The organism is Mycobacterium genavense ATCC 51234, from assembly GCF_000526915.1.
GTDB classification, from domain to species: domain Bacteria; phylum Actinomycetota; class Actinomycetes; order Mycobacteriales; family Mycobacteriaceae; genus Mycobacterium; species Mycobacterium genavense.
The window spans coordinates 1-17,299 of record NZ_JAGZ01000007.1 but is presented as its reverse complement, the minus strand read 5'-3'; the positions used below and the strand labels follow the sequence as shown (position 1 = coordinate 17,299).

General features: G+C 65.2%; 15 protein-coding genes and 3 pseudogenes. 7 read left to right on the top strand and 11 right to left on the bottom strand.

The features are described from left to right. Entirely contained in the window at positions 1-558 is a 558-nt protein-coding gene (locus T428_RS0116075) for a TetR/AcrR family transcriptional regulator (protein ID WP_025737286.1), read from the bottom strand. A gap of 95 nt (positions 559-653) precedes the next feature. Between T428_RS0116075 and T428_RS0116070 the strand changes: the two genes are divergently transcribed. Next, positions 654-1,061 carry a hypothetical protein gene (locus tag T428_RS0116070; RefSeq protein WP_025737285.1) on the top strand — a complete coding sequence of 136 codons (408 nt, stop codon included), beginning with the start codon at positions 654-656 and terminating at the stop codon, positions 1,059-1,061. A 1-nt stretch (position 1,062) separates the two neighbouring features. After that, positions 1,063-2,532 (top strand): annotated as a pseudogene (locus tag T428_RS0116065) (FAD-dependent oxidoreductase); the annotation flags it as partial. An 8-nt stretch (positions 2,533-2,540) separates the two neighbouring features. Here the strand turns inward: T428_RS0116065 and T428_RS0116060 are convergent. Then, positions 2,541-3,584 (bottom strand): ketopantoate reductase family protein, encoded by a 1,044-nt coding sequence (locus T428_RS0116060; RefSeq protein WP_025737283.1) that lies wholly within the window; start codon positions 3,582-3,584, stop codon positions 2,541-2,543. A 133-nt stretch (positions 3,585-3,717) separates the two neighbouring features. Here T428_RS0116060 and T428_RS0116055 point away from each other — a divergent pair, with 133 nt between their 5' ends. Together T428_RS0116055 and T428_RS0116050 are read left to right on the top strand one after the other, a co-directional pair. After that, positions 3,718-4,293 carry a TetR/AcrR family transcriptional regulator gene (locus T428_RS0116055; protein ID WP_025737282.1) on the top strand — a complete coding sequence of 192 codons (576 nt, stop codon included), beginning with the start codon at positions 3,718-3,720 and terminating at the stop codon, positions 4,291-4,293. A gap of 112 nt (positions 4,294-4,405) precedes the next feature. Continuing rightward, positions 4,406-5,740, top strand: coding sequence for a cytochrome P450 (locus tag T428_RS0116050; protein ID WP_025737281.1), 1,335 nt, complete (start codon positions 4,406-4,408; stop codon positions 5,738-5,740). Between the two features lie 4 nt (positions 5,741-5,744). Here the strand turns inward: T428_RS0116050 and T428_RS0116045 are convergent, their stop codons facing one another. Further along, complete coding sequence (locus T428_RS0116045; protein ID WP_425412045.1) at positions 5,745-6,245, bottom strand: hypothetical protein; 501 nt, start codon at positions 6,243-6,245, stop codon at positions 5,745-5,747. Positions 6,246-6,774: 529 nt separating this feature from the next. Here T428_RS0116045 and T428_RS0116040 point away from each other — a divergent pair. Further along, positions 6,775-7,377 (top strand): TetR/AcrR family transcriptional regulator, encoded by a 603-nt coding sequence (locus T428_RS0116040; protein ID WP_036468219.1) that lies wholly within the window; start codon positions 6,775-6,777, stop codon positions 7,375-7,377. Further along, positions 7,370-8,196: pseudogene (locus tag T428_RS28650) on the top strand (mycofactocin-coupled SDR family oxidoreductase). The gene T428_RS0116040 and the pseudogene T428_RS28650 overlap by 8 nt, the downstream one beginning before the upstream one ends. On the opposite strand, the gene T428_RS0116030 reads toward T428_RS28650, so the two are convergent. The 7 genes and pseudogenes from T428_RS0116030 to T428_RS0116000 all read right to left on the bottom strand — a co-directional run bounded on the left by T428_RS0116030 (position 8,186) and on the right by T428_RS0116000 (position 14,638). Beyond that, positions 8,186-8,512: a DUF1330 domain-containing protein gene (locus T428_RS0116030; RefSeq protein WP_025737278.1), complete on the bottom strand. Its 327-nt coding sequence runs from the start codon at positions 8,510-8,512 to the stop codon at positions 8,186-8,188. The pseudogene T428_RS28650 and the gene T428_RS0116030 sit on opposite strands and share 11 nt — an antisense overlap. Positions 8,513-8,531: 19 nt before the next feature. Further along, positions 8,532-9,377: a transglutaminase-like domain-containing protein gene (locus T428_RS0116025; RefSeq protein ID WP_025737277.1), complete on the bottom strand. Its 846-nt coding sequence runs from the start codon at positions 9,375-9,377 to the stop codon at positions 8,532-8,534. Positions 9,378-9,565: 188 nt separating this feature from the next. After that, positions 9,566-11,070 (bottom strand): annotated as a pseudogene (locus T428_RS28645) (SulP family inorganic anion transporter). Then, entirely contained in the window at positions 11,067-11,483 is a 417-nt protein-coding gene (locus tag T428_RS32845) for a hypothetical protein (protein WP_156942976.1), read from the bottom strand. Before T428_RS32845 ends, T428_RS28645 begins: the two are co-directional and overlap by 4 nt. Positions 11,484-11,512: 29 nt before the next feature. Then, positions 11,513-12,235, bottom strand: coding sequence for an ABC transporter ATP-binding protein (locus T428_RS0116010; RefSeq protein ID WP_025737276.1), 723 nt, complete (start codon positions 12,233-12,235; stop codon positions 11,513-11,515). Then, a complete protein-coding gene (locus T428_RS0116005; RefSeq protein WP_084298777.1) occupies positions 12,232-13,047 on the bottom strand; it encodes an ABC transporter permease in 816 nt (271 codons plus the stop codon). Before T428_RS0116005 ends, T428_RS0116010 begins: the two co-directional genes overlap by 4 nt. Positions 13,048-13,153: 106 nt before the next feature. Then, positions 13,154-14,638: an ABC transporter substrate-binding protein gene (locus T428_RS0116000; RefSeq protein ID WP_036468217.1), complete on the bottom strand. Its 1,485-nt coding sequence runs from the start codon at positions 14,636-14,638 to the stop codon at positions 13,154-13,156. 264 nt (positions 14,639-14,902) lie between these two features. On the opposite strand from T428_RS0116000, the gene T428_RS0115995 reads away from it, so the two are divergent. Further along, on the top strand, positions 14,903-15,274 hold the full coding sequence (locus tag T428_RS0115995; RefSeq protein ID WP_025737273.1) for a YidH family protein: 372 nt from the start codon (positions 14,903-14,905) through the stop codon (positions 15,272-15,274). A gap of 12 nt (positions 15,275-15,286) precedes the next feature. On the opposite strand, the gene gyrB is transcribed toward T428_RS0115995, so the two are convergent. Then, positions 15,287-17,299 (bottom strand): DNA topoisomerase (ATP-hydrolyzing) subunit B (gyrB, locus tag T428_RS0115990; protein WP_025737272.1); only part of this gene is annotated, 2,013 nt, incomplete at its 5' end.

Sequence of the window (17,299 nt, the reverse complement as noted above, 5' to 3'; positions counted from 1 at the left end):
TCATGGTGCCGGATCGGCGAGGTAGTGCGCGAACACGGGGCGCAGCCATTCGACGAGCTGGGCGTCGTCCATGTCGGCCAGCGGCGGCAGGCACAGGATGTTGCGGGCCACCGCCAGGCCGAGCAGTTGCGACCCCAGCAGCGCGGCGCGTTCGGGGGCGCGGTCGGCGACGACGGCGGCCAATGCCGGCGCCACCTGGTCGACAAAGACCTCGACGAGGGCTTCCGCGGCGCCCTGGTTGGTCGCGGCCGAGCGCAGCAACGGCAGGAACGGCCCGTGCGGTCCCCAGACGGTAACGAAAATCGGCACCAGCACATCGGCGATCTGGTCGGGCGCGATCTGCGACAGATCGGGGAATTTGACGTCGATTCGAGAGGCTGCCGCGAACAGCTCCGCCTTATTGCCGAAGTAGTGCATCACCAGCGCCGGGTCGACGCCCGCGGCCGAGGCGATGGAACGGATGGTGGTCCGTTCGAATCCGAGGTTTCCGAACTGCGACCGCGCGGTCGCCAAGATCGTCGACCGGGTGGCTTTTCCATCGCGGACTTTCGCGGGCATGGCGCCAGTGTATTCAACAACTGTTGACATGGGCTGCATCGGGGGTCTACCGTCTGAGCTCAACAGTTGTTGAACACACTGCCGGGGGATGCGACATGACCGTCACCGCGATCCAGATCGGGCTCGATCCCGACGTGATCAACTACTCCTCACCCGAATTCGCGCAATTTCCCGGCCTGTCGCGGGAGAAGCTGCGCGCCGCCAACAACGACAACGTCGCCGCGCTGCGGGACGCGGGCTACCACGTCGACAACTGCCTGATCGCGTTCGGGGAGGCGGGAGTGGACAAGGCCCGTAAATGGCTTAACGCCAAGCGCTACGACGCAGTGCTCATCGGCGCCGGCATCCGGCTGGTCGCCAGCAACACGCTGCTGTTCGAGTCGATCGTCAATGCCGCGCACACCGCACAGCCCGGCTGCCGCTTCGTCTTCAATCGCGCAGCCGTGGCGACGCCCGACGACATTCGCCGCTGGTACCCGCACCCGGAGGCGATGGCGCGATGACACCCACCGCGTCGATGTCGTCGTCGTCGGCACCGGGCCGACGGGGCTGACCGCCGCCGGTGACCTTGCGCGCGCGGGCCGCTCGGTCGCCGTGCTCGAGCGCCGGCCCACCGTCAACTCGTCCAGCCGGGCTTTCGTCACCATGGCCCGCACGCTGGAGGTCCTCGACGCCCGGGGGATCGCCGAGGATCTGTTGGCACGCTCCCATCGGGCGCCGGGGGTCACGATTTTCGGCGGGGCCCGCATCGACCTCACCCACCTCGATTCGCCCTACCGATTCGCGATGATCACGCCGCAGACCAATGTCGATCGGGCGCTGGCGGATTACGCCGTCGCGCAGGGTGCCGACATCCGGCGCGGCGTCGAAGTCATCGGGCTCGACCAGGACGCCGACGGCGTGACCGTGGTCGCACGACCGCACGGCGACGGTGCGAGCGAGCAGACCCGTTGGCGGGCAACATATCTGGTCGGCGCCGACGGCGCGCACAGCACGGTTCGCGCCCTGGTGGGTGCGGACTTCCCCGGGCGCACGATCATGTCGTCGATCGTGCTGGCCGATGTGAAGGTCGCGCACGGGCCCGCCGGAGGTGGCCTGACGCTGGGCAGTACTCGCAACGAGTTCGCGTTCCTGGCCCCTTACGACGGCCGCGACGACACCGAGTCGTGGTATCGCGCGATGGTCTGGGACCGCGAGAATCAGCAACCCGACGACGTCCCCGTCGAGCGGGACGAGATCGCCGGCATCTTGGCGCGGGCGATGGATCCCGACCCCGGATTGCTCGACGTTGCCTGGAAGTCCCGATTCCATTGCGACGAAAGCCAAGTCGCGCAGTACCGGCACGGCCGGGTGTTTCTGGCCGGCGACGCCGCGCATGTCCACTCCCCCATGGACGGTCAAGGCATGAACACCGGCATCCAGGACGCGGCCAACCTCGCGTGGAAGATCGACGCGGTGCTCGCCGGTGCCGACGACGCGGTGCTGGACACCTATCACGACGAACGTCATCCGATCGGCCAGCGGGTGCTGCTGCAGTCCGGCTTGATGGCCCGGGGTATCAAACTGCGCCAGCCCGTCGCTCGTGCGATACGAAACATGCTGGCGCCCGGATTACTTCGCATTCCCAGGGTGCGTGACGCGATCGCCGGGAGCTTCGCCGGGACCACGCTGCGGTATCCGCACCGCCACGGCGAGAGCCCGTTGGTCGGTACCCGGGCAACCCAGATCCCGTTGCGGCATGGGCGGCTCACCCAGCTGCAACGGCGGCCCGGCTTTGTCTTCATTCGCGAACGCGGCGCGGCCCCGTTCGACGCGGCCGGACTCGTCCAGGTCGAGCGGGCCGACGAGCGACCGGCGGTGTTGGTGCGTCCCGACGGCTACGTCACCTGGGCGGGCTCGTCGGCCGACCGGACCGCGGCCGCCCAGACGCTGGCGCGCTGGACGGGTCGCGAAACCGCCTGCCTGGCAAGCTAACCGGTTGGTCAGGCGGTAGCCTCGACTCCCACCAGGTGGGCCAGTTGCTCGGCCGAATGACGCCCCGGGCCGTGGCCACTGCGCACCGCTGCCCGAACGGCGCGGGCCAACGCGGCATTCAGCGGCGCCGCGATGCCGTGCCGGTGAGCCAACCGGACGATCTCGCCGTTGAGGAAGTCGGTCTCCACACTGCCGGTCTGGCGGGTCAGCGATTGCCAGGTGGAATTGCTCGGCCCGGCGGCCGATCCCGGCACCGGCCGTATCGTCGGTCCGTCCGCGCGGGCGGCGGTCGAAACTTCGAAGGAGATGAACTCGATCCCCGCGTGCCGCAACACATTTTCGCCTTCGCGCCGCACCGCTTCCACCACCGCGCCCGCCGCGTCGCCGGTGAGGGCACCCACGGCGTTGCCGACGTTGCTCAGCAGCTTGTTGTACTTCCACGGGGCGACGTCGTCTGGCATACGCACCCGGACTCCCGCCGCGGTCCAGGATTCCGCGAGCCCCGCCAACAACTCGGCGTCGTCTCGCGTGCGCAGCACCGCGGGCCACCGCGCGATGTGGAATTGCCCGACCACCGGCCAGGCCCGCACGACAACCTCACCGGGTTCCAGGTGCACGGCCGGCAGCCACACGCAGATCCCGAAGACCCTACGAAAGTAGCACAACGCTTTCTCTTCTGCGGCAACGCCATTGAGGGTGGTCATGGCTGGCAGGTGTTCGCCCGCGCTGCCGAGCACGCCATCCGAGCCGTGGACGGGCTGGTCCACCCAATCCTGCAACGCCGCATCGAGCTGTTGGGTCTTGGTCGCGAACACCAGGACGTCGCGATCGGTCAACCGGACGTCCTCGGGCCGCGATGCCGTGGTGACCGCGGTGCGGAAGGTGCCGTCGGGCGTCCGCAGGGTGATGCCCTCGGCGGCCAGCACCTCGGCATGGCGACCGCGCGCAACCAACACCGTGGGAGTGCCGGAGCGGGCCAGCAGCCCGCCCACGGTCCCGCCGATAGCGCCGGCGCCGACGATCACGTATCGGTGGTCAACTCGTGCAGACAATCGGGCCCCACCTTCCGTCGGCTCCGCACGTTTTCTTGCGCGAGGTTACGTCGGCTCCCTTGGAAATGGGTGGGCCCGCTTTCTCCGTGCGATCCAGGTCTGTAGTCAGCTGACTACCGACTAGTATAGACATGTGACTACACGCAGCGCAAGCTTCGGCTCGACGCAAGAGTCCGTCCCGACCGGCCGCGACGAGGTGACCGCCGCGATCCTGGACAGCGCCGCGGAGATGTTCGCCGAGCGCGGCCCGGCGGCGGCGTCGATTCGCGACATCGCGGCCAGGGCTCACGTCAATCACGGACTGGTGTTTCGCCATTTCGGGACGAAGGAGAAGCTCGTCGCCGCCGTCCTCGACGACCTGGCGGCCAAGCTGACCAGGTTGACCGACGGCGTGGCGTCCCAGGAAGAGGTAGAGGTGGCCACCTCGCGCCATTTGCGGGTCATCGCCCGAGCGCTGCTCGACGGGTTTCCGGCCGGGAAACTGCAGTCCAGCTTCCCCGCTGCCGCCAGGTTGCTGGAGGGGATCCGACCCGAGCATGAGAGCGAAGCAAGCGCCCGGCTGGGAGCCGCGAACGCGATCGCCCTGTTGTTGGGTTGGCAACTGTTCGAGCCGTTCGTGCGCTCGGCGACCGGACTTGAGGATCTGACTAGAGAGCAACTGCGCGAATCGATGTTCGCGGAGATGGCCAGGCTTGCCGAGCCGCACTGAGGCCCGGGCATCGTCGTCTCGAGATTCGCAACGGGCGGATCCTCGGTAGGCTGAGCTGGCGTCGAAAGCCCCGAGGAGGCGCTGATGTTCCGCACCGTGTGGGCGCGTTGACATGAGCCAAACGACGCCGGCCGCGACCGACGACCGTCTGGCGCGGCTGCCGTTACCGCCCGGCCCGCGAGTGCCCGGCGTGGTGCGGACCGCACTGTTCTCCCATCGGGACCGGATCACGCCGTGGTTGCGCAACCGCTACGGCGACGTCATCGCGGTCTCCGTGCTGGGCCGCCCCTCCGTCCTGGTGTGCCATCCCGAGCTCGTTCGGTCGGTGCTGGGTGGCGAGCCGACGACCTTCCACGCGGGCGAGAGAAGAATCCAGGGGATCCGGAACGTGATGGGTGAGCGTTCGGTGGTGACCACCGACGAGGCCGCGCACCAACGGCTCCGCAAGCTGCTGGTGCCGCCCTTCAACGGCGCCGCGCTGCGCGGTTATCGGGACATGATGAACGAGCTGGCGGCCACAGAAGTTCGGCGGTGGCCGGTCGGCAGCCCGTTCGCCGCACAGCCCCGGATGAACGCCATGACGTTGGAGATGATGCTGCGCGTGGTCCTGGGTCTCAGACAGGGACCGCAGCTCGACGCGCTTCGTGTTCCGTTCTCGCGCCTCGTCTCCGCATCCATGGCCGTTTACGCGGGTGAGGTGGTGCCGCAGTTGCAGCGGTTCGGGCCCTGGAAGCGCTTCCGCCAGCTACGCGCAGGCATCGACGACGCGCTCTACGCGGAGATCCGCGAGCGTCGTCGCGCCGGCAACACCGCCGATCGCGGCGACGTGTTGTCCCAATTGATCACCACGCAAATGGACGATGACCGGCTCTCGGATGCCGAACTGCGTGACCAGATGGTCACGCTGCTGCTGGCCGGCCACGAGACCACCGCGATCACGCTGTCCTGGACCCTGCACGACCTCGCACATGATCAAGCACTGCAGGACAAGGCAATTGCCGCCGTCGACACCGGCGACGACAAATATTTCGAAGCCGTGATCAAAGAGTCGATGCGGCTACATCCCGTGTTCTACGCCGTCGCACGGCGACTCACTCATGATGTCGAATTGGGTGGCTATCGTGTCCCGGCCGGCCACACGGTGTTCGCCGGTATCGGCCCGGTGCAGTCCGATCCGTTGCAGCACACCGATCCGCAGGTCTTCCGCCCAGAACGATTTTTCGACGGCTCGGCCACGGCCTGGAACTGGTTGCCGTTCGGTGCCGGAGTACGCCGTTGTCTCGGTGGCGGATTCGCGATGATGGAATCCACCGCGATCCTTCGCGAGGTGCTGCTCAACTACCGCCTCATGCCCGGCCGTCGCCGGCGCGAGACTGCCCGCGCCCGCCACGTCGTCTACATCCCGTCCCGCGGCGCCCGTATCATTGCCCACCGGCGTACGAAATAGGTTGTCAGAGCATTGAACTGATCATTGCTCCGCCGTCGTCGTCGACCTGTAGCGTCGCGTTGTCGTTCTGCCTGAAGTTGACGAAGGCCGTCTGCCGCGTCGAGGTGTTCAGCAGCTCGTTGAACGTGCCGATGACGGGAATGGGTCCCTGTGGACTCGACACGTCGGCGGTGTAGTTGACGAACGCCTCCCGCTGAAAGTTGGTCCCATCCAAGTCTTTGGTAACGGGCGCGCCCAGGTCCTTGACGTCGGTCAAGCCGGCCGCCGGTGTTCCGGCCAACTGATTGACGTCGGCCCGCAGCATGCCGACGAGATCGGCTCCGCCGGCGGGTTTCACCGCTACTTGCAGCTGCGCGCTCGAGTCGCTGTTGGACAGCGCCACCCAGTTAGGGCCACGGTCCGCGACGGTCCAACCCGGCGCGGGCGTGACCGAGACGGCGTTCGTGATAGGAATCGAATCCGCCGAAGTAAGCCGCACCGACTGCCGGGTGCCGGTCACGGCCATGACGACCGCCGCGGTCGCGACCCCGGCTGCCGCGAGCAACCACACCCGCCGTGCGAATCCTCGGACCTGGTAATGCACTCGTCGTGACGGGGTGCCCATCCTCTTGCTCCTGACGCTCGGGGGGCGAATACTTAACTCGCCCTTCGACTTTTAGCGTCGCCGTGAGCATGCAGAGCTGTCCAAGATCGGGTTGCTATGGCCCGATACACACCGCTTATGAAAGCCTTCAGGCTGCGGTTGCCGGGGTAGCCGTGATGAGGGTCACCTCGGAGTACACGTGGCCGCAGCTACCACAGCGCACTTCGTACTCGAGTTCGGTCCTGCCGACTTCCAGGAACCGGTACTCGGCGGATGCCGCGCATCGAGGGCACCGCGTGCGGCCGCGCTCTACCGTGGTCATCTCGGCCCCCTTTCATCGACAGTGGTTGCGTGAAGATACCCGCTCGAGGGCTGGTCAAACCATCGATTTCCCGGCGCTCCGGTCGGCGGCCTATTGACCGCCGTGAACACATATCGTTAAGGTGTTCAAGTGCCCGTCGATGCCGCGCGAGACACCAGGCAGGTGCCGAACGCGTTGTTGGCCGCCGCCTCGGACACGTTGCGCCAGTTGGGACCGCGGCGCTTCAGCTTGACGGCGGTGGCCGAGGCCGCCGGCGTGTCACGTGGCACCGTCCACAATGTGTTGGGCACCCGCGACAACGCGATCGCCACCGCGCTGAACCAGTTGGCCGCCGGGCTCATCGAGACCATGGCCGCCGATGTCGCCAAGGAAGCCACCCTGGCCGAGCAAGCGGCGGCGGTCGCGGTGCTGATCTGTGCGCATCGTCAACGCTCCCAATCGATGCCGCGAGGTCTCGATCGCGGCATCCTGGTCCTGCTGTTGGATCACGGCGGCGACGAGCTGATGCGCCGCGCCATCGAGTTGTGGAAGCCCTTGGTCAAAGCCGCCCAGCGCACCGGCGAAGTCGGGGCGTCGGTCGACGCGGCGCGCGCTAGTGAATGGATCGTGCGAATGCTGTTCAGTTTCGAGCTGATCCCGCCTATCGCGGTCAACCTGGACAATCCGCGTGCCGTGCGCCGGTACGTCTGTGATCACGTCGTCGCCGGTCTGACCGGAGCCGACCGTGGCTGAAGACATCGCCACCCCGTTGGCCGGCAAGGTCGCCTACGTGACGGGTGCGGCCCGCGGACAAGGCCGCTCACACTGCATCCGGTTGGCCCGGGCCGGGGTCGACATCGTCGCGATCGATGCGTGCGCACCGGTCGCCCAACACAACGGCTATCCCCCGGCGACGCCCGAAGAGCTCGCCGAGACGGTCAGCCTGGTCGAGGGCGAGGGTCGCAAGATACTGGCCGACGAGGTCGACGTGCGCGATCTGGCCGGCCAGCAGCGGGTCGTGTCGAATGCGGTCGAACAGTTCGGGCGGCTGGATATCGTCGTGGCCAATGCCGGGGTGCTCAATTGGGGTCGGCTGTGGGAGATTTCGGCTCAGCAGTGGCAGGAAACTCTCGACACCAACCTCACCGGGCTGTGGAACACCATGAAATCCGTGGTGCCGGCGATGATCGACGCCGGCACCGGCGGTCGATCATCAACATCAGCTCCGCGGCGGGCATCAAGACCGTGCCGGGCTGCGGTCATTACTGCGCAACCAAATTCGGGGTCGTCGGCCTCACTAACTCGTTGGCGGTCGAACTCGGAGAATTCGGCATCCGCGTCTCGGTGCACCCCTACGGGACCGACACCCCGATGGGCAACGGCCTGTCGATGTACCAGATGTTTCAAGACCACCCGCACTACATCCACAGCTTCTCACCGGGCGCGCTGCCGACCGATTCGCTGGCGGCCCCCGACCTGATTTCCGACATCGTGGTGTGGCTCGCCAGCGATGCGTCCTCGTTGGTCACCGCCGCCCAAATCCCGGCCGACAAAGGCTATCTCAAGATCTGAGGTTCAATACCGGCCTGAGGTCGTCGAGACGGTCGAACAGGTGCCAGATGTATCCCGATGATCCGTTCTCGCGATGCGGGTGCAGGTCGGCCAGTTCCGGGTCGTTGCAGTAGCTGTCGAAGGCCTCGCGCGATTCCCACTCCACCAGGATCAGCACCCGACGCGGTTCGATGTCACCGACAATCGCGTCCTGGAAACTTCCGAGCGCAACAACACGGCCACCGTGCTTGGCCACCTCGGCCGGTGAACGTCGTGAGTACGCGCGGTATTCGTCCGCATCGGCAATGTCGAAGAGGTTCAACGCATAAACGGTCATGTTCGGCGACGTTACGCCGCTACCGCAGGCTGACGAGTTGGTCGACCGAATCCTTGGACAGCTCTCCGTCGACGACCGCGCTGACGGTCATGTTCTGCAACGTGATGGCGCCCCCATGGTTGTCCAGGAACGCGGTGTCGGCGGCATCGCGCCCGGTGGCGATGCGAACCATCGATTGCCGGGGCGCCAGGCACGTGGCGTCGACGACTCGCCACACGCCGTCGATCAGCACCTCGGCCACCGCGTGAAAGTCCATCGGTTGACATCCGGGCGCATACACCGCCGCCAATCGGGCCGGCACGTTCACGGCGCGCATCAGCGCGATGACCAGATGGGCGTAGTCGCGACACACGCCCGCACCCGCGAGCAGCGTGTCGGCGGCGCCGTCGATCGGATCGCTGGATCCCGGGACGTAGTTCAGCCGAGTACCGACCCACGACGAGACCTTCTCGAGCAACGCGGCCGACGTTTCGTATTGCTGGAATTCCGTCGCGGCGAATCCGAAGAACTTGTCGGCTTCGGCGTATCTGCTCGGGCGCAGATACTCGATGGCGTCGATGTCGCTGACCGGCTCGGGGTCGGCCTCACCGGCGACCGTAGCCGAGTACGACACGGTCACCGTTCCTGCGTCGGCGGCCACGACATGGATGCGCGAGCGGTGAGCGCCGACGATCTCGCGCGGTTCGATGGCCTTGCCATTTCGTTCGATCGTCAGCGTTTCGCTCACGTCGAGGCCCGGCTGACGGCTGACCGCGACCTGAAAATCCAGCACTGTCGGTTTGGTGACCTCGACTTCCATTTCCACGCCGACGCTGCGGCAAGCGTCCGTCGTGTTGCCGTCTTGCGGTGCGCCGCGCGTTTCCATGCAGGCATGCGATCAAGCCCTTTCGTCTAGGCCAGTCGAATCCCGCTCGCTGCTTGGCAGGGCTCTCGTGTACGCACTTTCTACCGCACAACCGCCGCGTCCGCCCGTCGATCTAGAGGGGATGCGTGCGCCCGCGCGACTCGACCGCCGCCCCGAGGCGGCAGTCGACGACATGATCAAACACCCAATCAGCCGGAAAGACGGTTGAGGCGCTCAAGACTTGCACCGTCCAAACCGCTGATCCGTACCGTGTTGCCGCGGACTCGGTACTCGCTGCGGATCGCGTCGAGCGACGCTACCGCGGAGGCATCCCAGATGTCGGTGTCGGACATGTCGATCAGGACGTCATCGGGATCGTTCACGTAGTCGAATTGGTGCACGAGGTCGTTGCTGGAGGCGAAGAACAGTTCGCCTCGTACCCGATAGACGCGGGTGGCGGCATGGTCAATCTTGGGTTCGTAATCGGATTCCACGATCGTCAGATGGGCCACCCGGCGGGCGAAAGCGACCATGGCGACGAGTACGCCCAGCGTCACCCCGATGGCCAGGTTGCCGGTGGTCACGGTGGCGACGACGGTCACGATCATGACCACAATTTCGCTGCGCGGCAACACCTTCAGCGTGCGTGGCGCCACACTGTGCCAGCAAAAGTGGCGGCTGAGACCACGATCATGACGGCGGCGAGTGCCGCCACGGGTATCCGCCCAACCGATTCGCCGAAAGAAACGATCAGTATCAACAGGAATGCCCCGGTGGACAGGGTCGACAATCGTGTTCGGCCACCTGCCACCTTCACGTTCATCATGGTCTGGCCGACCACTGCGCAGCCGCCCATGCCGCCGAAAATGCCTGTGAGGATGTTGGCCATGCCCTGGCCGCAAGCTTCGCGGGTCTTATTCGACGGAGTTTCGGTGATGTCGTCGACGAGTTTGGCGGTCATCAACGATTCCAGCAAGCCGACCAATGCCACGCCTACCGCGTACGGGGTAATGATCTGCAGCGTCGTTCACGTCAACGGCACCTGCGGCGTCGACGGTACTGGCAGCGAATGAGGCAGTGCCCCTTGGGATCCCACGTCGGGAACCCGCCAGCCGAAGGCCACCACCGCCGCCGTCAAGACCAGCACCACCACCAACGGCGCCGGCACCGCGGTGGTGAGTTTCGGCAGGACGACCATGATCACGATGCCGGCTGCGGCAAGCGGATACACCAGCCACGGGACCCCTAGCAAGTGGCGCAACTGGGAAGCGAATACCAAGATCGCGAGTGCGTTGACGAACCCGATCATGACGCTGCGGGGGATAAATTGCATGAGTTTCGCGACGCCAGCCAAACCGAGGAGCATTTGGAAGGCCCCGCCAAGGATGATCGTCGCAACCAAGTAGTTGACCCCATGTTCACGGCCGACCGGTGCGACGACCAGGGCGACCGCGGCTGTCGCCGCGGAGATCAATGCTGGGCGGCCACCCGCCACCGCGATGGTGAGCGCCATGGTGGCCGAAGAGAACAGACCGATTCTCGGGTCGACACCTGCAATGACCGAAATGGCGATTGCTTCGAGGATCAACGCGAGCGCAACCACAAGTCCGGCGAGGACTTCGGTGCGTAATCGCACAGGGCTGCGCAGTGCATTGAGGACAGAGTTGTCTGGGGTGCACCCGCGTGTGCGAGCACCCGGGATCACCAGGCTCATGTTGTTCTGGCTTTGGCCCAAAGGTTCGAGGATGCTGTTGCAGTGGCGCCGTTCGTCGGCAATCCCGAAGACACGAAACGCTTTTCGAGGGCATCGAGAAGCCTAGGGACTTCCTGCATGCGTGCTTGCAATTGCACCATCTGGTCGGTAGCGCTGAGGGCCCCGTGCCGGCGTATTTCGATTCCTGCGACGGCACCCAGTTCGGCGTGCTCTTGACGCAGGAGGTCGGCGAACAGTCCGACCTGGACCACATCGGCGTGGTGCGCAGGGGCCGCTGAACGCTGCTGCCCGGACTTATCTCCGGGAACTTTGGCCAACTGATCACGGACGGACAGGTGGCGCACGCGGTAGTGGCCGCGAGGCGGATTCAAGGTGAGGTCTCGCAGCGACCTCAGGTCGGTCTCAGTCGTCATGTTGTCGCCGCCGGCTGGTGCCCCAGAAATTAAAGGATGTCATAGCGACGGCGCTGATAAGCATCGGTGAATTGTGCTGCGGGCGAACGTGGTTCTTCGATTGAAATGATATCCGCAACGGTCGCGGGCCGGTGGCTCAGCAACACTATCCGGTCGGCGAGGGTTAGTGCCTCGTCGACGTCGTGGGTGACGAACAGAATGGTCATCTTCTGCTGCTCCCACATCGTCATCAGCAGTCGCTGCATTTCCAGTCGTGTCTGGGCATCCAGCGCGCCGAATGGTTCGTCCATGAGTATCACCTTCGGCTCGCACGCCAAGGTACGGGCCAGTTGGACACGCTGGCGCATGCCGCCGGAAAGGTGGCTGGGCAGATGATCTCCATAGGCTCCAAGGCCCACCTGCTCGAGGCGGACCTGCGCCGCAACCTTCAGGTCCCTACCGCGGATCCCGCGCAGCCGAATCGGATACATCACGTTCTTCAACGCGGTACGCCACGGGAAGAGGGCATGTTCCTGAAAGACCATGGCGCACTGCGCGGCGTTGCCTGCGACGGGCGCGCCGTCGATGGTCGCGTGCCCGCTCATCGGAGTCAGCAGACCGGCCAGCGCCCGCAGGATCGTCGACTTGCCGCATCCTGACGGCCCGAGGAAAACGACGACCTCACCGGGGTCGACGTCCAGGGTGATGTCGGCGGCGATGGCGCCCTTAAAGCCCAGTTTCAGGCCGTCGAGGTGCACGGCACCGGCGCTCATTGGCTGGCCCTTGGCAACCAGCGGTTCACCCGACGGCCGATGCGCTCGACCGCCCACGCCGTGATCAAACCGAGCGCACCGATCGAGATCATTTCGACGACAACGCCGGGGTAGTCCAGCAGTCCGTAGGACTGCCACGTGTAATAGCCGATCCCGAACTGCCCGGAGATCATCTCGGCGCGCACCACACAGATCCAGGCCACTCCCATCGCGACCGAAAGGCCGGCGAAGATGCCGGGCAGGGCACCCGGAAGGACTACATGCCAGAGCAGCGAAAGTCGGCCCGCGCCCATCGTTTTGGCCGCCTCCTCCCACACCTTCGGGAGTGACTCCATCGCGTGAATGGTGCTTACCACGACGGGAAAGAACGCGGCAAAGAACGTGATGAATACGATGCCTTGTTCGCTCGAGGGGAACAGCAAGATGGTCAGCGGGACCAGCGCGATCGCGGGGATGGGCCGCACGATTTCGATGAAGGGACGCAACGTCATCCTTGCCGTCCGCGAACGACCAACCAGGATTCCCAGGGCGATGCCGACCGCGGCGGCCAGCCCGAACCCGAGGAGGATCCGCTGCAGGCTGGCCAGCAAATCGTCGTAGTAGCCGCCCGAGCTGACCCGTGACGTCAGCGAGTCGACAACGCTCATCGGGGTGGGCATCCGATTGAAACGCAGCCACACGACGACGTTGTGAGCGGTGAGGAGCTGCCATAACGCGACGAACGCGACGATCGGGATCAGTGGCAGGACCAATGCCGCCGCGCGGCGCTGCACGACCAGTGGGATGCGGCCGGCGATCCGCGTGGGGGACATGAGCAACGGCGACCAGGCCAGCGGCGCCGTCGGTTCGACAACTGTTTGGTCGCGGGTCAGCGTGACTGTCACGGGATTCCTTCCTTCTGGACGGGTCTGTCGTCGGTTACTGCGACTCGTGTGACCGGGCTACAGCGAGCGGATAGGTAAGAGCCGTCGCCGCCGGGTGCCGAGCTCGGTAGGCCTGGGCGCCGGCGTCGGTGGCGAAAGGCTTGTAACGCTGCGTAGGCGGCGCGCTCGGGTCATCCAGCCACACAGCATGATTCGCCAAAAGCCTGGTCTTGGTGTCGGTATCGGGGACGTAGGCGGCCCGCACGGCGCTGGTGCCGGCAACCCGCCGCAGCAGACAAGTCGGCGTAGCTGCGACCGCGGTCGTGTCACTGCCCTGTGCCCACAACTCGGAGGCCTGCGCCGGATCATCGGCGGGCAGCCCACATAAGTCGTCGTAGCCACTCAGCGTGATCGGGTTGCTGACCTCGGCGCGGCGGCGTTGATAGTCACTGCCGAACAGTTGCTGCAGATACCGATCATTGACGAATGAGGTGGTGTCGAAGCTCTTGGCCACCGAGCCTCGGGAGACCAGGAAGTCTTTGACCTTTTCGACCGCCACCACAAACTGGCTTTTCAGCGTCATGTCGAAGGACACCAACCCGTTGGATCCGTTGTACAAATAGACGACTTCGGGCTCGATGCCGGTCAGGTGGCTCACCCGCAGCGCGGCCGGCAGCGGGTTCGCGACGATGTAGTCGGTGGTGGTCTTCATCGCCCGCATGAATGCGGCCATCACGTCTTGATTCGCCTCGGCGAAAAGCTTACGGACGACGACGCCGTGGAAGGTCGGTAGGTTGTTGTCCCCCCCGTCATACAGCAACCTGCCCCGGTTACGAAAGATCACCAGCTGCGGCCACGGCACGAACTGTGCTAAGGCGTCGACTTGTCCGCCCTGGATGGCCGACGCTCCGATCGACGGATCTTGATTGACCGTGTGGACGGCGCGTGGGTTGATTCCGTTGCGCTGCAAGGCCGTCGAAAACATGCCGTCCCCAGCCGATCCGAGACTGGTCGACACCCGCTTGCCGGCCAAATCGGCCAGGGTGCGGACCGGCGATCCGGTGGGGATCACGACCTGATTCATCGAGCCTCGCAGGCTGTAGCCGGTGATCGCAATCAGCTCGGTTTCGGCATCGCTGTACTTCTTGGTCTTGGATCCGTTCACGAGTAGCGGGTAGTCACCCATCGATCCGATGTCGACGTGCGAGGCGATCATCTGCGTGGTCAGGGGCGCACCCGAGGAAAAGTCTTGCCACACAACGCGGTACTTCTTGCCGGTAGACCTGCCGAGTTGGTTCAACGCCTTTTCGAATTCGCCACGGTCACGCAGCAAGGTGCCGGCGTTGACGGTGTTGATGGTCTTCGACTGATAGCCGACATTGATCACGACAGTGCTCTCGGTAAGCAGATCGCATCCGCTGAGCACCTGTACGGCGGGCACCAGCACCGAGGACATGGCGACCACCACCCGGGCCCGCCATAACCGCGGCGCGCCCCCGGTGCGTCGACCGGGGCGGTCGGTATGCTCTTTGTCCTTCACGCAATCCAGCGTCCGGGTTTTCTATTACCGCACGGTCACCGGAGGTTGCACCACCGTTACGCCATCTCGCCTGGGCGGGCACCGGAGGTCACGGTGTCGCGGTGGCACATCCCGGCGAAAGTTCGCCACGGTGACGCGTAGCCGGCCGGGTAATTAATGCGCCCGCAAATGAAGACTGAGTTACGCCACCGACCGAGATCTGGTGCCAATCGGCGGGAAGCGAAAGATTGGACGATGGTGCAGACTTCAAGCCCTACAACCGCATTGGCCGACACCGACGCAGCATCAGCGAAGCTGGACGAACCCGATTATCGATTCACGCTGGCGAACGAGCGGACGTTCCTGGCATGGCAGCGCACCGCGCTGGGCTTGCTTGCCGCCGCGGTCGGGGTCGCGCAATTCCTGTCGAAGCCGGCCCTCCCGGGACTGCGGCACCTCCTGGGCGGGGCGATCGGTGTCGTAGCGATGCTGACCTCGGCTGCGGGCCTGCGTCGTTCGACCCGAGTCGATCACGCGATTCGCGCTGACGAACCGCTCCCCCGGCCATCCACGCCGCTCTATCTGGCGGTGGCCCTGATATCGGTCGGGCTGGTGACGGTAGTCGTCGCGCTCGCGTCGGCTATCGGTAGCCGATGACGGGCTCGCTGCTCAGATGTCCAGGAAGCGAACGTCTTTGGCGTTGCGGGTGATGAAGCTGCGGCGTGCGTCGACGTCCTCGCCCATCAGGATGGAGAACAGTTCGTCGGCTGCGGCGGCGTCGTCGAGGGTGACTTGGCGCAGCACCCGCACGGTCGGGTCCATGGTGGTTTCCCATAGCTCTTTGGCGTCCATTTCGCCGAGACCCTTGTAGCGCTGGATGCCGTCGTCCTTATTGATCTTCTTGCCGGCTTTGGTCCCCGCTTCGAGCAGGCCGTCGCGCTCGCGGTCGGAGTAGGCGAATTCGGGGTCGCTGCGCTGCCATTTCAGCTTGTACAGCGGCGGCTGCGCCAGGAATACGTGGCCGTGTTCGATCAGCGGCCGCATGAACCGGAACAGCAGCGTCAACAACAGCGTCGAGATGTGTTGGCCGTCGACGTCGGCGTCGGCCATCAGCACGATCTTGTGGTAGCGCAGCTTGGCGATGTCGAATTCGTCGTGGATGCCGGTGCCCAGCGCAGTGATGATCGCTTGGACCTCGGTGTTTTTCAGTACGCGGTCGATGCGCGCCTTTTCCACGTTGATGATCTTGCCGCGCAGCGGCAGGATCGCCTGGAACATCGAGTCGCGACCGCTCTTGGCCGAGCCGCCGGCCGAATCACCCTCCACCACATACAGTTCGGATTTACGCGGGTCGGTGGAGCGGCAATCGGCAAGCTTGCCCGGCAGACCGCCGAGGTCGGTGGCGCTCTTGCGGCGCACCAACTCCCGCGCCTTGCGCGCGGCGATGCGCGCCTGCGCCGACGATACCGCCTTGTTCACAATGGTTTTCGCCTCGGACGGGTTGGCCTCGAACCAGTGGGTGAGCTGCTCGTTGCAGACCTTCTGCACGAACGACTTGACTTCGGTGTTACCCAGCTTGGTCTTGGTCTGGCCCTCGAACTGCGGTTCGCTGACCTTGACCGAAATCACCGCGGCCAGGCCTTCGCGGATGTCGTCGCCGGTGAGGTTGGCGTCTTTCTCCTTGAGCAGCTTCTTGTCCTTGGCGTACTTGTTCACCACCGACGTCAGCGCGCTGCGGAAACCCTCTTCGTGGGTTCCGCCCTCGTGGGTGTTGATCGTGTTGGCGAAGGTGTGCACCGACTCCGAGTAGCCGCCGTTCCACTGCATCGCGATCTCGACCTCGTGGCCGGTGCCCTTGCCTTCGAAGTCGATGATGCTCTGCTGAATTGGGTTCTTGGTGCGGTTGATGTGCTTGACGAAATCGACCAGACCGCCGGGATAGTGAAACGTGCGCTGCTTGACCTTGTGCGGGGCGGTGGATTCGGCCGCCTTTTCCTCGGCGGTCTTGGGAGCTTCGGCGGTGTCGCTGACGACGTCGTCGACCACCTCTTCGCGGGACACTCGCTCGTCGGTGAGGGTGATGGTCAATCCCTTGTTGAGGAACGCCATTTCCTGCAGTCGACGAGCCACCGTCTCGAAGTCGTAGTCGGTGGTTTCGAAGATATCGGGGTCGGCCCAGAACCGCACCGTGGTTCCGGTCTTCTTTGTGGCCTCACCCTGCTTGAGGGTGCCGGGCACGGCGCGCTCGTAGTACTGCGACCACTCGTGCCCGTCGCGGAAGATGTCCACCTCGAGGCGCGTCGACAGCGCATTGACCACCGACACACCGACGCCGTGCAAACCACCACTGACGTTGTAACCACTGTTTTCGCCGCCGAACTTGCCGCCGGCATGCAGTTGGGTCATCACCACGTCCACAGTCGGTGCGCCGGTGGCGTGCATGGCCACCGGAATGCCACGGCCGTTGTCGGCGACTTCGACGCTGCCGTCGTCGAGGATGCGCACGTCGACCTGGTTGGCGTAGCCGGCCATCGCCTCGTCGACGGAGTTGTCCACCACCTCCCAGATCAGGTGGTGCAAACCTCGTTCGCCGGTGGAGCCGATGTACATGCCGGGTCGCTTACGGACGGCCTCCAGGCCTTCGAGCACGGTGATCGCTGACGCGCCGTATTCGTCTTGCGC